The organism is Kribbella sp. NBC_00662 (genome assembly GCF_041430295.1).
Classification (GTDB): Bacteria; Actinomycetota; Actinomycetes; order Propionibacteriales; family Kribbellaceae; genus Kribbella.
Map to the genome: position 1 here is coordinate 7,760,069 of NZ_CP109029.1, position 22,196 is coordinate 7,782,264.

Consider the following 22,196-nt stretch of genomic DNA (forward strand, 5'->3'; position numbering starts at 1 on the left):
GCCGTTTCAGCCGATCGGTCCGTTTGTTTCAGGCGTGTGACAAAGCGGGCTCCCAGGTGACATCGAGGTGACATGACTCACCGCGGGCCAACTTGTGGCACTCTGGCCTGGACCACACGGGACCGCAGCCGCGCCACTGCACCCGTCTTAGCTGGGGACGTAGAAATGGAGCCGATCTACGGGGTGAGGCCGCGCCGCGGCAGACCACGGGACCCGGAGGCGGAGCCGAGGATCCGCCGGTACGCCGTGCAGCTGCTGCTGGAGCGGGGATTCGACGGAATGACGGTTGACGACGTTGCCGAGGCCGCGGGGGTCGGCAAGGCGACGATCTATCGCAGATGGGCCAGCAAGGAACTGCTCGCCAACGACGCGATGGCCGACCTGTTCGACCTGGAGATACCGGATGCGGACACCGGCTCGATCGCCGGCGACCTGCTGGAGGTCTACCGGACCGCACTGGCCTTCGCCAACAGTGAAAGGGGACTCGCACTGATCCGCCTCGCAGTCGCCGAGGCGAACCGCGACCAGCGGTCCGCGCAGATCTACCGGGACGTCCTGGACCGGCGGATCGAGCTGACCGAGGCCGCACTGGACCGGGCCAGATCCCGGGGAGAACGGATCCGCGGCACCGCGGACGCAGTGTTGATGGTGGAGTGGATGGCAGGTGTCTTCGTCGTCCGGGCGCTGACCGGGCGTCCGATGCCGCCGCCGGAGGACGCCGAGCGCCTGGCCGACGTCACCCTGCGGGCCATCCTGGACGACTGGAGCGGCTCATGGCCGCACACCGGGCCCGAGAGCCAGCTCGCCGACCGCGAGTTCGGTAACGCGCCGGACCCGTCCTGAGTAGAGGTCCCAGGCCAAGACCCAGCCTCGGACCTCTACCAGTAGGTTCTGCTCGTCGTACCAGCCCAGTACCGCGCAACAGCCGGGCTGGCGGACCTCAGCGAGGTCCGCCGCTCTGGGTGTACGACCCGAGCCCATGAACGGCTCGCCCAGCATCAGCAGCCGGCTGGGCAGCGACCGGAACGTGGAGATGACGGCCACGCCCTGTGGCTGCGAGACCAGCGTCGGGACCTGCGGGAGCTTGCTGGCGACGAACAGCCTCGCCACACCGCCGTCCGACGAGAACGTCTGGCCCACCCACGACTGGACCGGCAGCCTGAACGTGTTGTCTTCCGTCCACTGGCCGCTGACCAGGTAGCGATCCACGTGACCGGCCTCGAGCCGGAACGGCGCAGTCACCGCCTCCGGGTCGTTCGACCCTTCGATGCGTGCAACGGGCAGCTCACCATCACCGCCCTCACCGACCAGCACGCGATAGGCGACACCCGGCCCGCTGACGAGGATCCGCTGCGCATCCTCGAGCCAGGACACGCTGCGGAAGTCACCGGCCGGCAAGGGGTACTGCGAGATCTGGGCCGTCGAAGCGTTGACCGTGACGAGGTGACCGGGCTGCGGGAAGGCAACGACGCTGCCGTCGGGTGACACCGCACCGGGGCTCAGCGGCGGGCGGCCGTCGACCGCTGCCAGTTCGACCGCTGCCTGCGACCAGGACGAGTCGCGGCCGAGCAGCAGCGGCACGTACACATCGCCGTTCTTCGCGAGTACGACGGCGGCGACGCGGTCGAGCTTGTTCTTGGCCAGCGAATGGACCTTGCCGGGTAGCTCCAGTCGATCACCGAGTGGAGTGTCGAGCCGGTCCAGGAACTTCTCGCTGCCAGGCGGCGGGGCCAGCCAGAAGTCGAGACCGGCGATCTGCCCGGCCGGTTCGACGGCCTCGGGTGCGGCGGTGTTGAACAGCCTGTTCGGAGGTGTGATGTCCGCGTTGCCGCCCGAGCCCACCTCGATCGTGATCGAGACGACGAGCAGTGCGACGAGTACGACCAGCGCGCTGATCAGAACGGCGCGCTTCCGGCGACGTCGTACCCTCAGGCCGGCAGCCCAGGCCGCGTCGGCCAGGTCCGGTTCGGGCAGTTCGTCGGCTGCCTGGAACAGCAGCGGCGGGACGTCTTCACGCCTCATTGGGCATCACGCCAGTCCCCCGCGCCCAGCGCCGCGCGGAACCGGCCGAAGGCGGTCAGACCGTGCGCGTGGACTGCGGTCTGCGACATCCCGAGCAGATCGGCCACCTCGAACTCGGTCAGCTCCTCGACGTGCAGCAGGACGAACACTGTGCGCTGTGCGGGCGTCAGCTCGCCCAGTGCGGCCTTCACCTGATCGTCCTCGTCGGGGAAGGCCGGCGCCCGGTTCCACGGCTTCAAAGCCGGCAGGTACAGCACCCGCTGCACGAACGCGTCCGGGTCGTCGACCCTGGTCCACTGCAGCGACAGCTGCGTGAACGCGCGCAACAGCAACTTCTCGGCTCGTTCAAGGTCGCCGTACACCAGGTACGCCGTACGGAGCCATCTGCCTTGTCGTGCATCCACGAACGAGGCGAAATCCGGGTCGACCGTGTCGCGCATCCACCCTCCCCCCTCTATTCAACTCCTCAACTACTCCAGGCGGCCAGAGCCAGTGCGTGATCGAGCCAGACGGGTCTCCTCGGTGATCAGGTCGAAGTTGATCCCGGCACCCGCCATCAGCCCCGCGGCAGCAGACGGCATCACCTGCGCCATCGGATTGGTGACGTTTCCGGCCGCGAACACACCGGGCACCTCGGTCGCACCCATGGCGTCGACCTGGACCGCAGTACCGATCTCGATGCCGTTGTTCTCGATCAGCGTCGGCTCCAGGCCCAGATCGGCCAGGAAGCCGGCCCGGGCGCGCACAGTGGTCTGGATCGCCAGTGCCTGCCGCGGAATGACCTTGCCGCCTTCCAGCCGTACTCCGGTGATGCGGTCGCCCGATACCTCGATCTGCTCGACCTTTCCTTGTACTACGGAGATTCCGCGCGCAGCGAGCTCCTCCCACTGGTCGTCTGTCGGCTCCGGCGCCATGTGCAGGAACAGCGTCACGTCATCACTCAACTGCCGGAACAGCTGCACCTGGTGCAGCGCCATCGGACTGGTCGCGAGTACTCCGATCGCCTGGTCGCGCACCTCCCAGCCGTGGCAGTACGGGCAGTGGATCACGTCCATCCCCCACCGCTCGGCCAGTCCGGGTACGTCGGGCAGCACATCGGTCAGCCCGGTCGTCACCAGCAGCCGCCGGCTCCGGTACGTCGTACCGTCGGCCAGCTCGACCGTGAAGCCGTCGTCGTCGCGGCGGGCAGTCGTCACAGTGCCCTCGGCGACCTCACCGCCGTACCCGATGACCTCCTCGCGGCCGAGCGCGTAGATCTCGCCCGGCGGCGTGCCGTCGCGGGTCAGGAAGTTGTGCACGCCCTCCGCGGGCGCGTTGCGCGGCGTACCGTCGTCGACCACCAGCACCGAGCGGCGTGACCGGACCAGGGCCAGCGCTCCACTCAGGCCGGCGGCGCCGCCGCCGATCACGATCACGTCGTACTTCGTCATAGCTCGGACTCCTCTGTTCAGGGTGTGATCCGAGGATGCGTGGTGATTTTCATTTTCGACAAGTAATGTTGCCGGTATGGCAAACGATGAGGACGTCCTCGAGTCGGTCGGACCGCGGCTGCGGGCGCTGCGGGTCGAGCGCGGGACGACGCTGGCCCAGCTGTCCGAGGCAACCGGCATCTCGGTCAGCACGCTGTCCCGGCTGGAGTCCGGTCAACGGCGGCCGACGCTGGAGCTGCTGCTGCCGCTCGCCCGGGCGCACCAGGTGCAGCTGGACGAGCTGGTGGATGCGCCGCCGACGGGTGACCCGCGGATCTACGCGAAGCCGATCAACCGTCACGGCACGGTGCACATCCCGCTGAGCCGGCGGCCGGGCGGCCTGCAGGCGTTCAAGCAGATCCTGCCGGAGGGGTATCCGGGCAACGACATGGTGCAGAAGACGCACGAGGGCTACGACTGGCTGTACGTGCTGTCCGGTCGGGTCCGGCTGAAGCTCGGCGACAAGGACTTCATCCTGAAGGAGGGTGAGGTGGCCGAGTTCGACTGCCGGGTGCCGCACTGGTTCGCCAATCCCGGTCCTGGACCGACCGAGGTGCTATGTCTTTACGGCCCGCAGGGGGAGCGGATGCACGTCAGAGCCCGCACCACATGACAGGAGACTCGTAGTGAGCGTCGCGTTGTTCACGTTGGGTGGAACGATCTCGATGGCAGGCACCCAGCGCCTGACCGGTGACGACCTCACCGCGGCGATGCCCGGACTGACGGGGCCGTCCGGGCTCGGTCACCCGGTGGAGATCCAGGACATCGAGAAGATCCCCAGCGCCAACCTGACCGCCGCCAAGGTCCTCGAGGTCGTCGACGCCGCCTCGAAGGCCGTCACCGCCGGCGCGGCGGGTGCCGTGGTCACACAAGGCACCGACACCCTCGAGGAGAGTTCGTTCCTCGCGGACCTGGTCTGGCCGCACCCGCAGCCGCTCGTCTTCACCGGTGCGATGCGCAACCCGACGCTGGCCGGTCCCGACGGACCCGCCAACCTCCTGGCCGCGCTGCGCGTCGCCTGCTCCCCCGCGGCGCGCGACCTGGGCGCACTGGTCGTGTTCAAGGACGAGATCCACGCCGCGCGCTGGGTCCGCAAGACCCACAGCACGAGTACGGCGACGTTCGTGTCACCGAACACCGGACCGATCGGCCACGTCGTCGAGGACCGGGTCAGCGTCCTCACCCGCCCGCTCCGGCTGGACGGCGTGCAGGGCAGCGCCGAGCCCGCGGAGCTCGACAACCTGAAGGTGGCGCTCTACACACTCACCATGGACGACGACGGCCTGCTCTTGCAGGGACTGGCCGACACACATCAGGGGCTGGTCGTCGCTGGGTACGGCGTGGGGCACGTGCCGGCCGCACTCGCCCCCGTGCTCGGCGACCTCGCCGCCCGGATGCCGGTCGTCCTCACGTCACGCACCGGCGCCGGCTCGGTCGTCCGCAACACGTACCACTCCCCCGGCTCGGAGACCGATCTGTTGCAGCGCGGCCTGATCGACGGCGGATTCCTTGATCCGTACAAGGCGCGGGTGCTGCTTCGGTTGCTCTTGGCAACGGATGACGACATCGCCGCGGCGTTCGCGCAGTACGTCTAGCTGAGCGAGGCGGCCTTCGTCATCAGGTAGTCCCGCTCGGGCAGGCTCGTCGTACCACGGGCCGCCGCACGGAAGTGTTCGGCGGCGGTCTCGTGGTCGCCGCGCATCTCGTAGAGGTGCCCGCGGGTGGCGTCGAGGCGGTAGTGGCCGGCGAGCTCGTCGTCCAGTGGTTCGAGGAGCTTCAGACCGGCGTCGGCGCCATCCACCATGGCGGCCGCGATCGCGCGGTTGAGCTTCACCATCGGGTTGCCGGACAGGTCCTCGAGGAGCCCGTACAGCGCAAGGATCTGTGGCCAGTCGGTGTCCTCGGCGCGATCCACCTCGTCGTGCAGTGCGGCGATGGCGGCCTGGATCTGGTACTCACCCAGTGGCGGCGTCCCGAACGCTTCGACCGCCAGTGCCACGCCTTCGGCGATGTGGTCGTGGTCCCACAGCGACCGGTCCTGCTCTGCCAGCGGGATGAGCTCCCCGTTCTTACCGGTCCGCGCTGCGCGGCGGGCGTCGGTCAGCAGCATCAGGGCGAGCAATCCGGCCACCTGGCCGTCGCCGGGGAGCTGGGCGCGTACTGCTCGGGTCAGCCGGATCGCCTCGGTGGACAGGTCGCTGCGGTGCAGCTCGGGGCCGCTAGTACTCGTGTAACCCTCGTTGAACATCAGATACAGGACATGCAGCACGTTGCGCAGCCGGTCCGGGTCGGCGTCCAGTTCGAAGCTGGCGCTCTTCAGCTTCTGCTTGGCCCGGCTGATCCGCTGCGCCATGGTTGCCTCAGGCACCAAGTACGCCGTGGCGATCTCGGCCGTGGTCAGACCGCCGACCGCCCGCAGCGTCAGCGCGATCGCCGAGGCCGGGGTGAGCGCGGGGTGGCAGCACAGGAACAGCAGCCGGAGCGTGTCGTCGTGCTCCTCGGTCTCCCCGCCGGGCACCTCTCGCAGTGCGGCGCGCTCCTCGCGGCGCCGGCGCGCCTGCTCCTGCCGTACTTCGTCGATCAGCCGGCGCGAGGCCGTCTGGATCAGCCAGGCCTTCGGCTTGTCCGGGCGACCGTCCCGCGGCCAGGTCGTCGCGGCAGCCAGCAGCGCCTCCTGGACCGCGTCCTCGGCCGCCGCGAAGTCACCGGACCAGCGCACGACCGCGCCGAGGACCTGCGGCGTCAGCTCGCGCAGCAGGTCCTCGAGGCCGTGATCCGGGTCAGAAGTCGTGGAGATCTGCCTCCGACTCCATCACCCGGCGGATCTCGATCGGCTGCTCGATCGGTACGCCGTTGGGCCCGGCGCCGAGGACAGCTCCGCGGCGATCTCGATCGCCCGCTGCTCCGACTCGACGTCGACGATCTGGTACCCGGCCAGGACCTCCTTGGACTCGGCGTACGGCCCGTCGGTCAGCACCGGCGCGCTCACGCTGGCGGCCCGCACCACCTTGGCGTGCGACGGCCAGGTCAGCGCGGTCTCCTCGACCAGCTCGCCGCTCTGGCGCAGCCGCTCCAGATGGTCGGTCAGGAACTGCATGTGGGCCTTCATGTCGGCCTCGTCCCACTCCAGCATCGGCGTCTCGCAGTTACCGCCGTCCATGTTCACCAGCAGCATGAACTTGGTCATCTCATCTCCTCATTCGAGCAGCGCATCAACGAACTGTTCGGCGTCGAACGGGGCCAGGTCGTCCGGTCCCTCGCCGAGACCGACCAGCTTCACCGGTACGCCGAGCTCCCGCTGCACCGCGATCACGATGCCGCCCTTGGCCGTACCGTCCAGCTTGGTCAGGACCAGTCCGGTGACGTCGATGACCTCTGCGAACACCCGCGCCTGGGTGAGACCGTTCTGACCGGTGGTGGCGTCGATGACCAGCAGGACTTCGTCCACCTCGGCCGTCTTCTCGATGACGCGCTTGACCTTGCCGAGCTCGTCCATCAGACCGGTCTTGGTGTGCAGACGGCCGGCCGTGTCGACGAGTACGACGTCCGCGTCCTCCGCGATCCCTTCCTTGACCGAGTCGAACGCGATGCTCGCCGGGTCTCCACCCTCCGGGCCGCGCACCGTACGGGCGCCGACCCGCTCACCCCAGGTCTGCAGCTGATCCGCGGCGGCCGCACGGAACGTGTCGGCGGCGCCGAGCACGACGCGCTTGTCCTCCGCGATCAGTACGCGGGCCAGGCGGCCGACGGTCGTGGTCTTGCCGGTGCCGTTCACGCCGACCATCAGCATGACGGCGGGCTGGCCGTCCTTCCGGCTCGCCTTCAGCGACCGGTCCATCGAGGGGTCGACCAGGGCGACCAGCTCCTCGCGGAGAATCTCCCGGGCCTGTGCGGCGCCGACGCCCTCCACGCGCATCCGGGTGCGCAGCTTCTCGACCAGCTCCTGCGTCGGCGCGACACCGACGTCAGCGGTGATCAGCGTGGTCTCGATGTCCTCCCACGCCTCCTCGTCGAGCTTGTCGCGCGACAGCAGCGCGAGCAGCCCCTTGCCGAGCGAGCCCTGGGAACGCGCCAGTCGGGCCCGCAGCCGGACCAGCCGGCCCTGTGCGGACTCAGGCTTCTCGAGCGTCGCGGCGGGCGCGGTCTCCCCCGCCGGCACCTCCCCCGCCGGCACCTCCGCCTCCGGCAGCTCCGCGTCCTCCAGCGTCCGGGTCGGGGTGTCCCGGGGTTCCTCGGCGTCCTCACCGACCTTCGGCTCCGGTGCCTCCACGGCCGGCTTGGTGGCCGCGGGCAGCTCGGAGCGGCGCCGCCGGGCGACGACCAGACCGGTCGTACCGACGACGAGGACGACCGCGATCACGACGACGATCGTGATCAGAGCCTGGTCTGTCAGGAGCGGGACAAGCAATGGGGTCAACACGGTTCCCCATCTTGACAGACACCCGGCCCGCCGCCCGCATTTGTCACGTCAGGCAAACCAGTTGTCGCGGTACGTGAGGAGGCACCAGCTCAGGCCGGTGCGTGAGCAGTACGACGGTCCGGTCGCCGGCCGCCGCGAACAGGTCGGCGAGCAACGCCCGGCCGGTCTCCTCGTCCAGGTGCTCGGTCGGCTCGTCCAGGACGAGGACGTCGCGGTCGGCGAGCAGCAGCCGCGCGAACGCGAGCCTCTGGCGCTCGCCACCGGAGAGCCGGGCACCGTGCTCGCCGACCATGGTGTCGAGGCCGTCCGGCAGCTTCTCCACGAAGACCCCGAGCCGGGCGCGATAGAGCGCCTTCCACAGCTGCAGGTCGCTGACACCCGGCTTTGCGAGGAGCAGGTTCTCCCGGATGCTCGTGTCGAAGACGTGGCTCTCCTGGGTCAGCAGGCCGACGACCGACCGCACCTGGTCGCCTTCGAGCCTGGCCAGGTCCACGCCGTCCAGCAGCACCTCTCCCCCGCGCGGCTCGAGGAACCGCAGCAGTACTGCGGCCAGCGTGCTCTTACCCGAACCACTCGGCCCGGTGATCACCACGCGGCTACCGGCGGGCATGTCCAGGCTGAGACCGTCCAGCACGTCGGTGTCGTCGTACCCGACGCGCAGCAGCTTCACCTGTAGGTCTCGGCCGGCTGGGAGCGGGAGTGGGTCGGTCGGCTCGGTCACCGGGTCCGGGGTGTCCACGAGTTCCTGGACGCGGCCTAGTGAGGCTCGGACTCGGATGGCTAGTTGGGCGGCGGCCGGGATGCCGCCGAGGACGTCAGCCAGTGCGAGCGGGGTGAGGACCAGTACTGCGAAGACTGCGCCGGTGATGTTCGCCGTACTGCCGAGGAGCAGAGCGGCGATGCTGGCACCGCCGATGCAGAGGACGAGGAGGGCGCTGCCGAGACCGGTGCTCCAGGCGGAGCGGCGTTCGGCGGCTGCGAGACGGGCGTCGCGGCGGGAGAAATCGTCCAGAACGGCGTCGACTGCGTTGTACGCGAGTACGTCGGCTGCGGTGAGTAGGGTCTCGGTGGTGGTGGCTGCGACATCGCCGCGGGCGCCGGCGATGTTGCGCTCGGCTCGCCGGGCGGTCTGGGCGGTCAGCCACGGTACGACGGTGCAGGCGATGAGGACTGCTAGCGCGACTGCTGCGCCGGCTGCTGGAAGGAGGAGAGCGAGGAGGGCTACCGTCGCGGCTGCTGTGACGGCTGCGATGGCGACCGGCAGGAGTACGCGCAGCCAGAGGTCGAGGACTGCGTCCACATCGAGCACGAGCCGCGCCAGCAGGTCGCCCTGCCGGTGGGAGCTGAGCGGAGCGATCTTCTCCAGCCGGCCGGTGATGCGGGCCCTCGTCTCGCCCAGGACCCGATAGGCGGCGTCGTGCCCGACCAGGCGCTCGACGTACCGGAAGACACCCCGGCCCACGCCGAACGCCCGCACGGCGACGATCGGGACCAGCAACAGCAGCACAGGCGGCTGAGCTGAGGCAGCGGTGATGAGCCAGGCAGACGTAGCCAGCAAGGCGACAGCCGAGCCTGCTGCAGCAACCCCCAACAAGAGCGCGAGCAGAAGCCGCCAACGCACCTTGGCCTCCGGTCGCACGAGTTGCCACGCCTGTTGAGGTCGCACGTCCATGCCCGACATACTCGTCATGCGTTCACCAGCTCTCGTGCTCCGACGGAGACTGTTCGGTCCGCGGCGGCGATCAAGGCCGGGCGGTGGGCGACCATGAGGACCGTGCGGCCGGTGGAGCGGAGGCCGGTGATGACGGCTGCTTCGGCGTCTGGGTCCAGGCCTGCGGTGGGTTCGTCCAGGAGGAGTACGGGAGCGTCTGTGAGCAGTGCGCGGGCCAGGGCGACACGGCGTCGCTGACCGCCGGACAGGAGTTGGCCTTGCTCACCGACCGGCTTGTCCAACGCGAGCTCGCCGGCGCCTGCGGTGAGGAGAGCCAGGCGGACCTCGTCGTCCGAGGCGGTCGGGCGGCCCAGCCGGACGTTGTCCGCGACGGTGCCGAGCCGCAGCCCGGGACGCTGAGGCACCCACGCGAACTGCCGCCGCCACTCTGCCGGATCGAACTCATCGGCCGCACTGCCACCAGCCACGACCACACCGCGCTCCGGCTCGACAAAACCGAGCAAGACCGCCAGAGCCGTCGACTTGCCGGCACCACTCGGTCCGGTCAGCGCCACGACCTCCCCCGGCCGCAGCTCCAGGTCGAACCCGTCCAGCGCCGGCTCGTCCCGGTCCGGGTACCGCACTGTCACGTCGTACAGCTGCAGTGGACTCACCCGCAGATCAGGCACATCGGTCCGGTCTCCCCGCACCGGTAACGGCGTCTCCAGCACGCGGAACACATCTTCGCTCGCCGCCACCCCGTCCGCACTCGCATGGAACTGCAGACCGACCTGCCGCAGTGGCAGGTACGCCTCCGGCGCCAGGATCAGCACCATCAACGCCGTCTCCAGCCCCAGCTTCCCGTCGACGAGCCGCAGACCGACGCCGACGGCAACCAACGCCACCGAGATACTCGCCAGCAGCTCCAGCGCGAACGACGACAGGAACGCCAACCGCAGACTCCCCATCGACGCGGCACGGTGCTGATCGGTCACCCGACGTACGGCGGACTCCTGGGCCTTCGCGCGTCCGAACAGCTTCAGCGTGGTCAGTCCGCCGACCACATCGGCGAAGTGATGAGCCAGCACCGCCAGCGCGTGTTGACGCCGCCGGCTGCGCGCCTGCGTCGCCCAACCGATCAGCGCCATGAAGATCGGGATCAACGGCAGTGTGACCAGCACTGTCCCGGCAGCGATCAGATCACCCGTCGCCATCCAGCCGATCACTCCGGCAGGCACTGTCGACGCCAGGACCAGCTGCGGCAGGTAGCGGGCGAAGTACGGATCCAGATCGTCAAGTCCCTTGGTGAGCAGGGTTGTCAGCGCACTGCTGCGTTCACCGCTCAGCCACACCGGTCCGAGCTTCAGCGAGTGCTCCAGCACCTGCCGTCGCAGCGTCGACTTCACCGCCGCCGCAGCGCGCTGCGCGACCACCTCCTGCATCCACACCAGCAACGCCCGCCCCGCAACCACCACCGCCAACCCCAGCGCCACGCCGGCCACCCCGCTGCCCCGCAGTACGACGCCTGTGATGCCATGCGCCAGGAGAACGGCCTGTACGACGATCAGCACGCCACTGGCGACACCGATCAGTACTGACGCCACCAGGAAGACCCGAGCGCCCCGGGCCCTCCGCAGCAACCGCGGGTCGAGCGGCTTCACGACGCCGCCACCATCACACGCTTCCGGAACACCCAGTACGTCCAGCCCTGGTACAGCAGCACCAGCGGGAAGAAGATCGCCGTGATGATCGTCATCGCCTTCAACGTGTACGACGAGGACGCCGCCTCGACCACGGTCAGCGTCGATCCCGGGTCGAGCGTCGACGGCATCACATCCGGGAACAGCGCGATGAACAACGACACGACGGCCAGTCCGATGGCAACCGTCGTACCGATGAAGGCCCAGCCCTCGCGGCGCAACAGGTTCGCCACCAGTCCGCCGGCGAACGCGACCACGGCCGCGATCGTGACGACTATCGAGATGGTGTCGCCGCGCAGTGCTTGCGCCCAGGCCAGGAAGGCGATCGTGAGCACTGCGGCGACAACGCCGGTGCGCGTGGCCAGCCGGTTGGCGCGGACACGCAGGTCATCGGTGGTGCGCAGCGCGAGGAAGATCGCGCCGTGTGTCACGAACACCGCCACAAAGGTGAGCCCGCCGAGCAACGCGAACGGGTTGAGCAGCGTCCCGAAGCTGCCGACGTACTCGTGATCGGCATCCAGCGGTACGCCGCGCACGATGTTGCCGAAGGCAACGCCCCAGAGCAGCGCCGGCAGCAGCGAGCCGATCGTGATCATGAGATCCATTCGCCCGCGCCAGCCCGGATCGTCGCGCTTGCCGCGGTACTCCAGCGCGACACCGCGGACGATCAGCCCGACCAGGATCAGGAACAGCGGCAGGTAGAAACCGCTGAACAGCGTCGCGTACCACTCCGGGAACGCCGCGAAGGTCGCCGCGCCGGCCATGATCAGCCAGACCTCGTTGCCGTCCCAGACCGGCCCGATCGTGGTGATCGCCGCCTTGCGTTCGGGCTCGTTCCGGCCGAGGAAGCCGAACAGCATCCCGACACCGAAGTCGAAACCCTCGAGCACGAAGTACCCGGTCCACAGCATCGCGATCGCGATGAACCACACCGTCGTCAGTTCCATCTCGAGCCCCTCAGTACGCGAACGACAGTGGTTTGTCGGGCTGGTCCGGCGAGACCTCGGGTGGATCGTCGGTCCCGGCCAGCCCGCCGCGGATGGTCCGCAGCATCAGCTTGGTCTCGACGACCGCGAGCGCGCCGTACAGCAGGGTGAACCCGACGAGTGACGTGATCACCTCGCCGCTCGTCGTGCTGGGTGACACACCCGATGCCGTGGGCAACAACCCGAACACCAGCCAGGGCTGCCGCCCGGTCTCGGTGAAGATCCAGCCGAAGGTGTTCGCGATCAGCGGCAGCAGCGGCAAGGGGGCTGCCAGCCAGATCAACCAGGGAGCTGGTGCTCGACCGCGGCGCGTCGTCCACAGCAGCCACAACGCCACCGCCGCAGACAGCATCCCGACACCGATCATCAGCCGGAACGTCCAGTAGGTCAGCGGGATGTTCGGCTTGTACGACCCCGGGCCGTACAGCTGCTCGTACGCGTCCTGCAGCGAGTTGATGCCCTTGACCTCACCGTCGAAGTGGCCCGTGGCCAGGAAGGACAGCAGGTACGGCAGCTTGATCGAGAAGATCTCTTTCGAACCGTCCAGCGTGCCGACGGTGAAGACCGAGAACGACGCCGGCTTCTCGGTCTCGTACAGCGCCTCGGCCGCGGCCATCTTCATCGGCTGCACCTCGGTCATCACCTTGCCCTGCAGGTCCCCGCTGATCGCAACGCCCACGCTGGCCACCAGCACCACCGAGGCGCCGATCTTCAGCGCCGACCGGAACACGTCCTTGTCCACCAGCGGCCGCCGGATCAGATGCCACAACGCGACGCCCGCGACGAACGCGCCGCCGACCATGAACGCGGCGAAGATCGTGTGCGGGAAGGTCACCAGCACGACCTTGTTGGTCAGCACCGCCCACAGATCCGTCAACTCCGCGCGACCCCGAGCCGCGTTGTAGCGGAAGCCGACCGGGTTCTGCATCCACGAGTTCGCCGCGAGGATGAAGTACGCCGACAGTTGCGTGCCGAGCACGACCATCCAGATGCAGCCCAGATGCACCAGTCGAGGCAGTCGCTCCCAGCCGAAGATCCACAGCCCGATGAACGTCGACTCGAGGAAGAACGCCAGCAGGCCCTCGAGCGCGAGCGGGGCGCCGAACACGTCGCCGACGAACCGCGAGTAGTCGCTCCAGTTCATCCCGAACTGGAACTCCTGCACCAGGCCGGTGACCACACCCATCGCGATGTTGATCAGGAACAGCTTCCCGTAGAACTTGGTCAGCCGCAGGTACTTCTCCTTGCCGGTGCGGTACCACGCGGTCTGCAGGCCGGCCGTGATCGCGACCAGCGAGATCGTCACCGGCACGAAGAAGAAGTGGTACACGGTGGTGATCGCGAACTGCCACCGGGCCAGATCCAGCGTGTCCATCGGAAGGCCTCCCCAGCCATCTACGACGTGTCGTAGTAGATGCTAGCGCGGATCTACTACGACGTGTAGTTATACTGGTCACGTGGCGAGTGAGGACAAAGCACCACGGCCGCTCGGTGACCTGGAGCGGCTCGTGATGGAGCAGCTGTGGGCTGCGCCGACGGCGTTGACCGTGCGCGAGGTGCACGAGCAGCTGGCCGGCACCCGGGACCTCGCGTACACCACCGTGATGACCGTGTTGGACCGGCTGGCGAAGAAGAAGCTGACCGACCGCGAGCGCGACGGCAAGGCCTGGCGCTACCGCGCCGCCGCACCACGTGAGGAGCTCGCCGCCGATCTGATGCGCGACGCGCTCGACCGCGCCGGCGACCGCCGAGAGGCACTGGTCCGCTTCGTCGGCCAGGTCTCCGACGAGGAAGCAGCACTCCTGCGCGAGGCCCTGTCCCGGCTCGACAGCCAGGAGCGGGCGGGGTGATCACCCCGGTCCTGCTGGCCGTCCTCGCGCTCGTCCTGACCGGCCCGGCACCGGCCGTACTGGCTCGCTCCGACTGGCCCTATCGGGTCCCCCGCGCGGCAGTCATCCTCTGGCAGGCGATCGCGCTGGCCGCCGTACTGGCCGCACTGGGTGCCGGCATAGCGCTCTCGTACTCGATCGCGGGCGAGCCTGGTACGCCGAAGTTCGATCCGTCGTCGCCGCGGGACCTCGTGGCAGCATTGATCCTCGCGATGACCGCACTGGTCGTGGTGCGACTGCTCTGGGCGGTCGGACGAGTGGCAATCGGTACGAGAGCCCGTCGCAAACGGCACCGCGATCTGGTCGACGTACTGGCCACTCCGGACGGACTGATCCCCGGACTGCGAGTGCTGGCCGAGGAGACTCCGCTCGCTTACTGCCTACCCGCGCTGCGCGGCGCCCGGGTCGTTGTGTCGGTCGGTGCGCTGGACCGGCTGGACGACAGCGAACTGAAGGCAGTGCTGGCACATGAGCAAGCACATCTCCGAGCACGTCATGATCTGGTGCTGGAGGAGTTCACCGCGTTACACCACGCGTTCCCACGCTGGGTGCGCAGCGACGTCGCGCTGGAGCAGGCTCGGACCCTGGTGGAATTGCTGGCTGACGACGACGCACGTCGGCGGAACGGTCCACGACCACTGGCCCGCGCACTGGTCGCGCTGGCCGGCTCACCGGCGCCCGAAGCGGCACTGGCTGCAGCCAAGTCCGCCACAGTCCTCCGGGTCGAACGGCTCGCCGACCCCGCTCCTGATGAGCGCGTGCTCGCCACACTGACGTACGCCGGGGCAGTCACGCTCCTGGTCCTGCCGACGATCACCATCGCCGCCCCGATCGTGAAGGCGATCGTGGACGCCGTCAGCTAGCCGGCCGGTATCGCACCAGTACGCCGCCGTTCGCCCACGGGCGCGCCTCGATCAGCTCCAGCCGGACCGGCGACTCGCCACTGGGGAACGCACTCTTCCCCGCACCGAGCAGGATCGGGCAGATGCGCAGCTGGACCTCGTCGACCAGTCCGGCGCGCAGCAACGACTGGAACAGCGTGATGCTGCCCCACAGGATGATGTCCTTGCCGCTGTCCTCGGCCTTGAGCGCGCGCACACCGTCGAGGTCACGGACCACCAGCCCCGGTTCGTAGGATCCCCACGGCGCAGTCTCCAGCCTGGTCGACACGACGACCAGACGCAGCGAGTTCAGCTTCGGCGCGATCGGCTGGTCGGCCGACGCGTCGGTCGGCCAGTACCCCGCGAACAGCTTGTACGTCTCAGAACCGAGCAGCATCGTGTCGATGCTCTCGAGCAATTGGAGATTGTCGTCGTCTGCCTGACCCGCGATGGAGTCGAAGAACTCCAGTCCACCATCAGGCCCGGCAGCGTAGCCGTCCAGCGTCACGTACTCCTGGAAGATCAGCCGCCTCATGTCCCGCGACACTACCCGAAGTACTTACCCTCTCCCCTTGCCACAGCCAGCAGTACCAGGCCCGACAGAACCAGCAGAACAACCATCGTTACAACGAACGTCAGCACTTCTCTCCCCGAATCCCCACATCCCACACCCAACACAAGGCCTGACGCTCTCAACGCGTCAGAAGTTCCCCGAACGCCTTGGCGATTTCGTCGACCTGCCAGGTCAGCGAATGCGGCGTCACCACGACCTCGATCCAGGACCACCCTGGTACGTCGGCCGGCTGCCACGGCGCGCACAACGCCTCACGGGTCCGCTCCATCCGCTCGACCGCCGTCCGCTCGATGGCGTCCGCGGCACGGGGTGCGTAGAGACGGAACGAGTTGGTGTGCGGCGGCTCCGGGAAGACGCGGAAACCCTCGCTCTGCAAGGCCATTGCGACCTCTACCGCGCGCTGATGCAGGTCGTCCATCAGCGGGAGCACCGTCCGCAGACCGTCGCGCGCGGAGACGGCGTACGGGAAGAGCGAGAAGAGATTGCCGCCGAGCCGGCGCTGCCACCGGCGTACTTCGGCGATGACGTCCTCAGGCCCGGCCAGCGCAGCACCGCTGATGCCGCCGAGCACCTTGTAGAACGACACGTAGACAGTCGAAGCCAGTGCAGCGATCTCCGCCAGGCTGTGCTCGAGGTACGGCGTGCTCTCCCACAGGCGCGCGCCGTCCAGGTGCAGCGGTACGCCGCGCTCGGCGCAGTACTCGGAGAAGACGACCAGCTCGTCCCAGGTCGGCAGAACGTACCCGGCATCGCGCAGCGGCAGCTCCAACGTGACCGCGGCCAACTTGCCCGGGATCGCAGCCAGCTCGTCGGGCCGGGGCTGGCGCGGATCTGACGTCAGCCGCTCGATCCTCAGGTGGTGCACCTCTTCCAGCGCGTTCAGCTCGTGCACCAGGAGGTGAGACAGCCCGTGCACTGCGACGCGACTCGTGCCCGCGCGGTCGGCGTACACGCGGAGCACACTCTGCTGCGCCATGATGCCGGTCGGCAGGAACACTGCTGCCGGCTTGCCCAGCAGATCCGCTACCTCCTGCTCCAGCGCCGCGACCTCGCCGCCGTTGCCGTACATGTCGGCGAGGTCGTCCGTGGCGACTTCCGCGAGCCGCTGTAGCCGATCCGGTGCCGGCACCCGCCGGGTGCCGAGCCAGCGCTCGCAGTTGTCCGCCGCGTTCTTCCGGCGCTCCCGCAGGTCCTCTGAGGTAGTTGTAGCCACGGCCCCATCCTCTCGTGTCCCGCAACTACTTTCAGATCGTTGTCGTGACGACGTGCTTCCCCTGCAGCGTTCTGATCTCCACGGACTGCACCTGATCCAGCGGCACCAGCACACCGCCGCCGAACGTACTGCCGTTCTTCGCGGCCTTCTCCGACACGACCCAACTGCCCGCCGTCCACATCTTGCCGGCCTTGTCGGTGACGAGGAGCTGACACTGGTCCCCTGCCGTCAGGCCCTTGACCTGCACCTGCACCCAGCTCCAGCCCGTTCGCGGCTCGACCGTCGTCGCCATACTGGCGCCAGTGGTCGTATCGGTCGCACTGACTTCCTTGTAGCCCGCGGCGGGCTCGGTCGCCTGCGGCGGTGCCGTGGACCGGCCGAGTGCAACGCCACCGCCCAGGGCCCCGGCGACCGCAACGAATGCGGCGGCCACCATGAGCCAGCGCGAGCTGCGGCGCTTGGCCGGAGCCGCGACGACGACGGGCTCTGGCGCCGATTCACGGACCTCGCGCAGCGTGCGTTGCAGCAGCAAGTCACCGCCCTCCGGCGGGCCTTCCAGGAAGGCTTCCGGCGGCACCTCACCGAGGAACTCCTTCATCTCCTCGAGCTCGGCCAGCTCAGCGCGGCACTCCGCGCACGTGGCCAGGTGCTCGTCCACCTCGGCGACCTCTCCGGGTTCCAGAGCACCTAACGCGTAGGCGCCGAGTTGCGTACGGTCATGCTCGTTCATCGGGACACCTCCGCTTCTGTTCCGGCCATCACCGCGCGCAGAGCTCGGAGGGCGTAGTACGAACGCGATTTCACGGTACCGGGTGGGACACCCAGCTCCTTGGCAGCTTCTGCCACGGACCGCCCGCGGTAGTAGAGCTGCACGAGTACTTCACGGTGCTCGGGCGACACCTTGTCCAGGGCGTCCATCACGACCATGGTGTTCACCACGGACTCGGAGTGGTCACTCTGGACCGGCGGCTTGTCCACCACGTCTGCCACCTCGGCAGGGCGCACCGCCCGGGCCCTGGCTCGGTCGGTGACGATGTTGCGCGCCACCGTCAGCAGCCAGCCCCGCACCGACCCTCTGCCGGTGGTCAGGTCGCCGGCGTGCTTCCAGGCCCGGACCAAAGTCTCCTGTACGACGTCCTCGGCGGCAGCCCGGTCTCCGGTGAGGCGGGTCGCGTAGGCGAGCAGACTGCGCCCGTGTTCGGCGTACAGCGTGCGGATCAGCGTCTCGGCGTCCTGCGGCCCTGGGGTGTCACCCACCGACCGCACGATACCGGCATCAGCAGGCGCCCACACCATGCTGATGCCGGGAGCGCTGATGCCGGGAGCGCTGATACCGGCAGCACACGCCGACTCAGCCACCGCCATTGCCGGAACCTTCCTAGGTCGACCGTCCGTCACCCCGCCATACGTACGGATCGACGGACAGGTTCAACCGGGAGGGTTATCGTCACCGGCATGAGTCAGGAGATCCCAGCAGCGGTCCAGCGCGCACTCACCGCGATCGACGAACAGGACAACGACGCGTTCGTGGCAGCCTTCGCCCCGGACGGCTACGTCAACGACTGGGGCCGGGAGTTCCGCGGTCCCGACCAGATCCGCTCCTGGAGTCAGAACGAGCTGATCGGCAAGCAAGCCACCTTCACCGATACCCAGGTCACCGTCTCCGGCAACCCCTTGACGATCCTCACCCAGGTCGGTGGGAAGGGCTTCAACGGCCCGTCCCACTTCACCTTCGCCATCGCCGACGACCAACTCGCCTCGATGACGATCACGGCCTAGACGGGTTCGGGTTCGCGGATCCGCTGGGAGATGACCGAGGAGACGCCGTCGCCGCGCATGGTGACGCCGTACAGCGCGTCGGCGACCTCCATGGTGCGCTTCTGGTGGGTGATGACCAGGAGCTGGCTGTTCTCCCGGAGCTCTTCGTAGATCTCCAGGAGGCGGCCCAGGTTGGTGTCGTCGAGCGCGGCCTCGACCTCGTCGAGGATGTAGAACGGCGACGGGCGGGCCTTGAACAGCGCCACCAGGAACGCGACCGCGACCAGTGAACGCTCACCGCCGGACAGCAGCGACAGCCGCTTCACCTTCTTGCCCGGCGGGCGGGCCTCGACGTCGATGCCGGTGCCGAGCATGTCGTCGGGGTCGGTCAGGACCAGGCGGCCCTCACCACCCGGGAACAGCCGGCTGAACACGTGCTCGAACGCGATCTCGACGTCGCGGTACGCCTCGGTGAAGACCTGCTCGACCCGCTCGTCGACCTCCTTGACGATGTCCATCAGGTCGCGGCGGGACTTCTTCAGGTCGTCGAGCTGCTCGGACAGGAAGCGGTGCCGCTCCTCCATCGCGTCGAATTCCTCGAGCGCGAGCGGGTTGATCTTGCCGAGCTGGTTGAGCGCCCGCTCCGCCTGCTTCAGCCGCTTCTCCACCTTGGCCCGGTCGAACGGCTCGCCCTCGAGCTCCAGAGTGCCGTCGTCACCGTCCTTGGGCAGCGGGGGCACCAGCTGGTCCGGTCCGTACTCCGTGACCAGCGCCTCGACCTCGATACCGAGCTCGCCCAGCGCCTTCTCGTACAGCTGCTCGAGCCGCATCTTCTGCTCGGCCCGGGCCAGCGCGTCCCGGTGGACGGTGTTCGTGAGCTGCTCCAGCTCGGAGCTCAGGTTCCGGGTCGCGGACCGGGCCTGCGAGAGCGCCTGCTCCCGGTCGGCCCGCTGCGCCTGGATCGCCGACCGCTCGGCCGCCGCCTGCTGCAGCGAAGACTCCAGCCTGGCCAGCACGTGACCAGCGGCCAGGTGCACGGCCTGCGCCGCGTCTGCCTGCCGCGCACGCCGCGCCGCCCGCGCGATCGCCCGGGCCCGCGCCTCGCGCTCCTGACGGGCAGCACGCTCCAGCGAGTCGGCCCGGCCGGACAGCGCGCGGGCCCGCTCCTCGGTGGTTCGCAGCGCTAGCCGCGCCTCCATCTCGGCCGCACGCCCAGCCTTGGCCGCCTCGGCCAGCCGGTCGCGCTCCGACGTGTCCGGCTCGTCGCCGTCGTCCTCGAACGCCTCGGCGTCCATCAGCCGCTCTTCGAGCTCGGCCAGGCCGGACAGGTTCTTGTCGCGCTCCTCCTCGGCCGCAGCGATCGCCTCGGCCATCCGCTGCGCCTCACCACGAGATGCCTTCGCCAGCGACCCGAAGTGCGCCAACTGCTCAGCCACTGCGGCCATGGCCGCGTCGGACTCGTGCAGCCGGGCCAGCGTGATCTCGACGGACTCCTTCTGCCGAGCCCGCTCGTCCTCCAGCCCCTGCAGCTCGAACCGCAGCCGCTCGCTCCGCGCCGTCGCCTCGAGCAGCTTCTCCGAGGCCTCGTCGACCGCGGACTGCACCTCGATCAGGCTCGGCGCCGCATCCGACCCGCCGTACGCGAAGTGCGCACCCAGCACGTCACCCGCGCGCGTCGTGCACGTGACGTCGGGCAGGTTCCGCACGAGAGACTGCGCCGCCGGTACGTCGTCCACCACGGCGACCTTGCGCAGCAGCCGCCGCAACGCGGGCCGCAGCGTCTCCGGGCAGTCCACGACGTCGACAGCGTACGACGCTCCGTACGGCAGGACCGGCCACATCGAGTAGTCGTCGGCGGGAGCGTCACCGAGCAGCATCCCGGCGCGGCCGAGGTCGTGCTGCTTCAGATGCCCGACCGCCTCCAGTGCGGCGTCGGCATGGGTGACGGCGACCGCGTCAGCGGCCTCGCCGAGGGCGGCCGCGATGGCGGTCTCGTACCCGGAGCGGACGCTCAGCAGTGCGGCGACCGAGCCCATCAGGCCGTTGACCTGCTCGGAGGCGGCGAGCAGGGCGCCGGCGCCGTCCTTGCGGTTCAGGCCGAGCTCGAGCGCTTCCTTGCGCGCGGCCAGACCGGTGCGCTCGCGCTCGGCGTCACGCTCCTCCGCCCGCAGCTTCGCCAGCCGCTCGTCCATCTCGTCGAGAACGGCCTGGGCGGCCTCGAACTGGTCGTCGAGCCCCTTCTCGCCGGCGTCCAGCCCGGCGACCTGGGTCTCCAGGGCCGTGAAGTCGTGCTGCGCCTTGGCGGCGCGGACCTCGGCCTCGTGCATGTTGCTGGCGAGCCGGCCGATCTCGGACTCGGCGGCGGCCGCGCGGCTCTTCAGCGCGTTCACCTGGCCGGTCAGCCGGGCCAGACCCTCACGGCGGTCGGCGGCGGCCCGGATCAGCGCGGAGATCCGGCGCTCCTCCTCGGCCTCCTGGGACTCCAGCTGCTGGCGGCGCTCGACGGACTCGGCGAGCAGCTCGGAGTGGGCCTCGACCTCGGCCTCGATCTGCGCCTCGGTCTCGCGGACCCGGGCCGCTTCGAGCTCGAGCTCCTCGGGATCCCTGCCGGAGCGCGGGCCGTCGTCGGCCTCGTCGTTGAGCGAGCGGATCCGGTCCGCCGCGATCCGCGCCGTGCCTTTGATCTTCTCGCCGAAGCCGGACAGCTGGTACCAGGTGTCCTGGGCGGCCTGCAGAGCCGGGGCGTCCTCGCGGAGCGCGTCCTCGAGCTCGGCCTCCAGCTCGCGGGCCTCGCGCAGCTTCGCCTCGGTCTCGGACCGGCGCTCGGTCAGTGCGGCCTCGTCCCGCAGCTCGGCCTCGAGCGCGGACTGGGCCTGGACGATGTCGTCGGCGAGCAGCCGTGCGCGACCGTCCCGGACCTCTGCCTGGATCGTCACCGCCCGGCGCGCCACCTCCGCCTGGCGTCCGAGCGGCTTCAACTGGCGGCGGATCTCGGCGATCAGGTCCCCGAGCCGGTGGAGGTTGCCCTCGGTGGCCTCCAGCTTCCGGATCGCCTTTTCCTTGCGCTTGCGGTGCTTCAGGACGCCGGCGGCCTCCTCGACGAACCCGCGCCGGCCCTCGGGCGTGGCGCGCAGGATCGAGTCGAGCTGGCCCTGGCCGACGATGACGTGCATCTCGCGGCCGATACCGGAGTCGCTGAGCAGTTCCTGGACGTCGAGCAGGCGGCAGTTCTGGCCGTTGATCTGGTAGTCGGACCCGCCGTTGCGGAACATCGTCCGGCTGATCGTCACCTCGGCGTACTCGATCGGCAGCGCGCCGTCGGTGTTGTCGATGGTGAGCACCACCTCGGCGCGCCCGAGCGGGGCGCGGCCGGAGGTGCCGGCGAAGATGACGTCCTCCATCTTGCCGCCGCGCAGCGACTTCGCGCCCTGCTCACCCATCACCCAGGCCAGTGCGTCGACGACGTTCGACTTGCCGGAGCCGTTGGGTCCGACGATGCAGGTGATGCCTGGTTCGAAGTTCATCGTCGTCGCGGACGCGAACGACTTGAATCCCCGGAGCGTCATGCTCTTCAGGTACAAGGCGAAGCTCTCCAAACCCGTGAAAGGACAGACGATACCTAAGGAACCGTCG

At 69.0% G+C, this 22,196-nt stretch carries 21 protein-coding genes; 6 read left to right on the forward strand and 15 right to left on the reverse strand.

What is annotated here, in order from left to right:
* Nucleotides 1–165: 165 nt before the first annotated feature.
* Nucleotides 166–843, forward strand: coding sequence for a TetR/AcrR family transcriptional regulator (locus tag OHA10_RS38135; protein ID WP_371403653.1), 678 nt, complete (start codon nucleotides 166–168; stop codon nucleotides 841–843).
* Here the strand turns inward: OHA10_RS38135 and OHA10_RS38140 are convergent.
* Genes OHA10_RS38140 through OHA10_RS38150 form a run of 3 tightly spaced genes read right to left on the reverse strand, consistent with a single transcriptional unit; the run spans nucleotide 772 to nucleotide 3,452 of the window.
* A complete protein-coding gene (locus OHA10_RS38140) occupies nucleotides 772–2,022 on the reverse strand; it encodes a hypothetical protein (protein WP_371403654.1) in 1,251 nt (416 codons plus the stop codon). The two genes, OHA10_RS38135 and OHA10_RS38140, sit on opposite strands and share 72 nt — an antisense overlap.
* A complete protein-coding gene (locus tag OHA10_RS38145) occupies nucleotides 2,019–2,462 on the reverse strand; it encodes a sigma factor-like helix-turn-helix DNA-binding protein (protein WP_371403655.1) in 444 nt (147 codons plus the stop codon). Before OHA10_RS38145 ends, OHA10_RS38140 begins: the two co-directional genes overlap by 4 nt.
* Nucleotides 2,463–2,492: 30 nt before the next feature.
* Nucleotides 2,493–3,452, reverse strand: a complete 960-nt coding sequence (locus tag OHA10_RS38150; protein ID WP_371403656.1) for an NAD(P)/FAD-dependent oxidoreductase — start codon at nucleotides 3,450–3,452, stop codon at nucleotides 2,493–2,495.
* A gap of 76 nt (nucleotides 3,453–3,528) precedes the next feature.
* On the opposite strand from OHA10_RS38150, the gene OHA10_RS38155 reads away from it, so the two are divergent.
* Nucleotides 3,529–4,104: a helix-turn-helix domain-containing protein gene (locus OHA10_RS38155; RefSeq protein ID WP_371403657.1), complete on the forward strand. Its 576-nt coding sequence runs from the start codon at nucleotides 3,529–3,531 to the stop codon at nucleotides 4,102–4,104.
* Between the two features lie 13 nt (nucleotides 4,105–4,117).
* The gene (locus OHA10_RS38160; RefSeq protein WP_371403658.1) at nucleotides 4,118–5,086 is read left to right on the forward strand and encodes an asparaginase; all 969 of its coding nucleotides are present in this window, start codon (nucleotides 4,118–4,120) and stop codon (nucleotides 5,084–5,086) included.
* Here the strand turns inward: OHA10_RS38160 and OHA10_RS38165 are convergent.
* From OHA10_RS38165 to OHA10_RS38195, 7 genes are read right to left on the reverse strand one after another with little or no spacing between them, the layout of a single operon-like run.
* Nucleotides 5,083–6,288 carry an RNA polymerase sigma factor gene (locus OHA10_RS38165; protein ID WP_371408034.1) on the reverse strand — a complete coding sequence of 402 codons (1,206 nt, stop codon included), beginning with the start codon at nucleotides 6,286–6,288 and terminating at the stop codon, nucleotides 5,083–5,085. The genes OHA10_RS38160 and OHA10_RS38165 overlap by 4 nt on opposite strands.
* Nucleotides 6,289–6,303: 15 nt before the next feature.
* A complete protein-coding gene (locus tag OHA10_RS38170; RefSeq protein WP_371403659.1) occupies nucleotides 6,304–6,678 on the reverse strand; it encodes a YciI family protein in 375 nt (124 codons plus the stop codon).
* 9 nt (nucleotides 6,679–6,687) lie between these two features.
* Entirely contained in the window at nucleotides 6,688–7,911 is a 1,224-nt protein-coding gene (gene ftsY, locus OHA10_RS38175) for a signal recognition particle-docking protein FtsY (protein WP_371403660.1), read from the reverse strand.
* Between the two features lie 43 nt (nucleotides 7,912–7,954).
* Nucleotides 7,955–9,583 carry a thiol reductant ABC exporter subunit CydC gene (gene cydC, locus OHA10_RS38180; RefSeq protein WP_371403661.1) on the reverse strand — a complete coding sequence of 543 codons (1,629 nt, stop codon included), beginning with the start codon at nucleotides 9,581–9,583 and terminating at the stop codon, nucleotides 7,955–7,957.
* Between the two features lie 14 nt (nucleotides 9,584–9,597).
* On the reverse strand, nucleotides 9,598–11,223 hold the full coding sequence (cydD, locus tag OHA10_RS38185) for a thiol reductant ABC exporter subunit CydD (RefSeq protein WP_371403662.1): 1,626 nt from the start codon (nucleotides 11,221–11,223) through the stop codon (nucleotides 9,598–9,600).
* On the reverse strand, nucleotides 11,220–12,209 hold the full coding sequence (gene cydB / locus OHA10_RS38190) for a cytochrome d ubiquinol oxidase subunit II (protein WP_371403663.1): 990 nt from the start codon (nucleotides 12,207–12,209) through the stop codon (nucleotides 11,220–11,222). The genes cydD and cydB overlap by 4 nt, the downstream gene beginning before the upstream one ends.
* 10 nt (nucleotides 12,210–12,219) lie before the next feature.
* Nucleotides 12,220–13,623, reverse strand: a complete 1,404-nt coding sequence (locus OHA10_RS38195) for a cytochrome ubiquinol oxidase subunit I (protein ID WP_371403664.1) — start codon at nucleotides 13,621–13,623, stop codon at nucleotides 12,220–12,222.
* 82 nt (nucleotides 13,624–13,705) lie between these two features.
* On the opposite strand from OHA10_RS38195, the gene OHA10_RS38200 reads away from it, so the two are divergent.
* Both OHA10_RS38200 and OHA10_RS38205 read left to right on the forward strand, forming a co-directional pair.
* The gene (locus tag OHA10_RS38200) at nucleotides 13,706–14,098 is read left to right on the forward strand and encodes a BlaI/MecI/CopY family transcriptional regulator (RefSeq protein WP_371403665.1); all 393 of its coding nucleotides are present in this window, start codon (nucleotides 13,706–13,708) and stop codon (nucleotides 14,096–14,098) included.
* On the forward strand, nucleotides 14,095–15,000 hold the full coding sequence (locus OHA10_RS38205; protein WP_371403666.1) for a M56 family metallopeptidase: 906 nt from the start codon (nucleotides 14,095–14,097) through the stop codon (nucleotides 14,998–15,000). Before OHA10_RS38200 ends, OHA10_RS38205 begins: the two co-directional genes overlap by 4 nt.
* Here OHA10_RS38205 and OHA10_RS38210 read toward each other — a convergent pair.
* The 4 genes from OHA10_RS38210 to OHA10_RS38225 form a co-directional block, all read right to left on the reverse strand.
* Nucleotides 14,993–15,553 carry a dihydrofolate reductase family protein gene (locus OHA10_RS38210; protein ID WP_371403667.1) on the reverse strand — a complete coding sequence of 187 codons (561 nt, stop codon included), beginning with the start codon at nucleotides 15,551–15,553 and terminating at the stop codon, nucleotides 14,993–14,995. The two genes, OHA10_RS38205 and OHA10_RS38210, sit on opposite strands and share 8 nt — an antisense overlap.
* A 157-nt stretch (nucleotides 15,554–15,710) precedes the next feature.
* A complete protein-coding gene (locus tag OHA10_RS38215; protein WP_371403668.1) occupies nucleotides 15,711–16,805 on the reverse strand; it encodes a low specificity L-threonine aldolase in 1,095 nt (364 codons plus the stop codon).
* A gap of 31 nt (nucleotides 16,806–16,836) precedes the next feature.
* Nucleotides 16,837–17,535: an anti-sigma factor gene (locus OHA10_RS38220; RefSeq protein ID WP_371403669.1), complete on the reverse strand. Its 699-nt coding sequence runs from the start codon at nucleotides 17,533–17,535 to the stop codon at nucleotides 16,837–16,839.
* Nucleotides 17,532–18,170, reverse strand: coding sequence for a sigma-70 family RNA polymerase sigma factor (locus OHA10_RS38225; RefSeq protein ID WP_371403670.1), 639 nt, complete (start codon nucleotides 18,168–18,170; stop codon nucleotides 17,532–17,534). Before OHA10_RS38225 ends, OHA10_RS38220 begins: the two co-directional genes overlap by 4 nt.
* Nucleotides 18,171–18,260: 90 nt before the next feature.
* Between OHA10_RS38225 and OHA10_RS38230 the strand changes: the two genes are divergently transcribed.
* Complete coding sequence (locus OHA10_RS38230) at nucleotides 18,261–18,584, forward strand: nuclear transport factor 2 family protein (protein WP_371403671.1); 324 nt, start codon at nucleotides 18,261–18,263, stop codon at nucleotides 18,582–18,584.
* On the opposite strand, the gene smc is transcribed toward OHA10_RS38230, so the two are convergent.
* Nucleotides 18,581–22,144 (reverse strand): chromosome segregation protein SMC, encoded by a 3,564-nt coding sequence (gene smc / locus OHA10_RS38235; RefSeq protein ID WP_371408035.1) that lies wholly within the window; start codon nucleotides 22,142–22,144, stop codon nucleotides 18,581–18,583. The two genes, OHA10_RS38230 and smc, sit on opposite strands and share 4 nt — an antisense overlap.
* Nucleotides 22,145–22,196 lie beyond the last annotated feature (52 nt).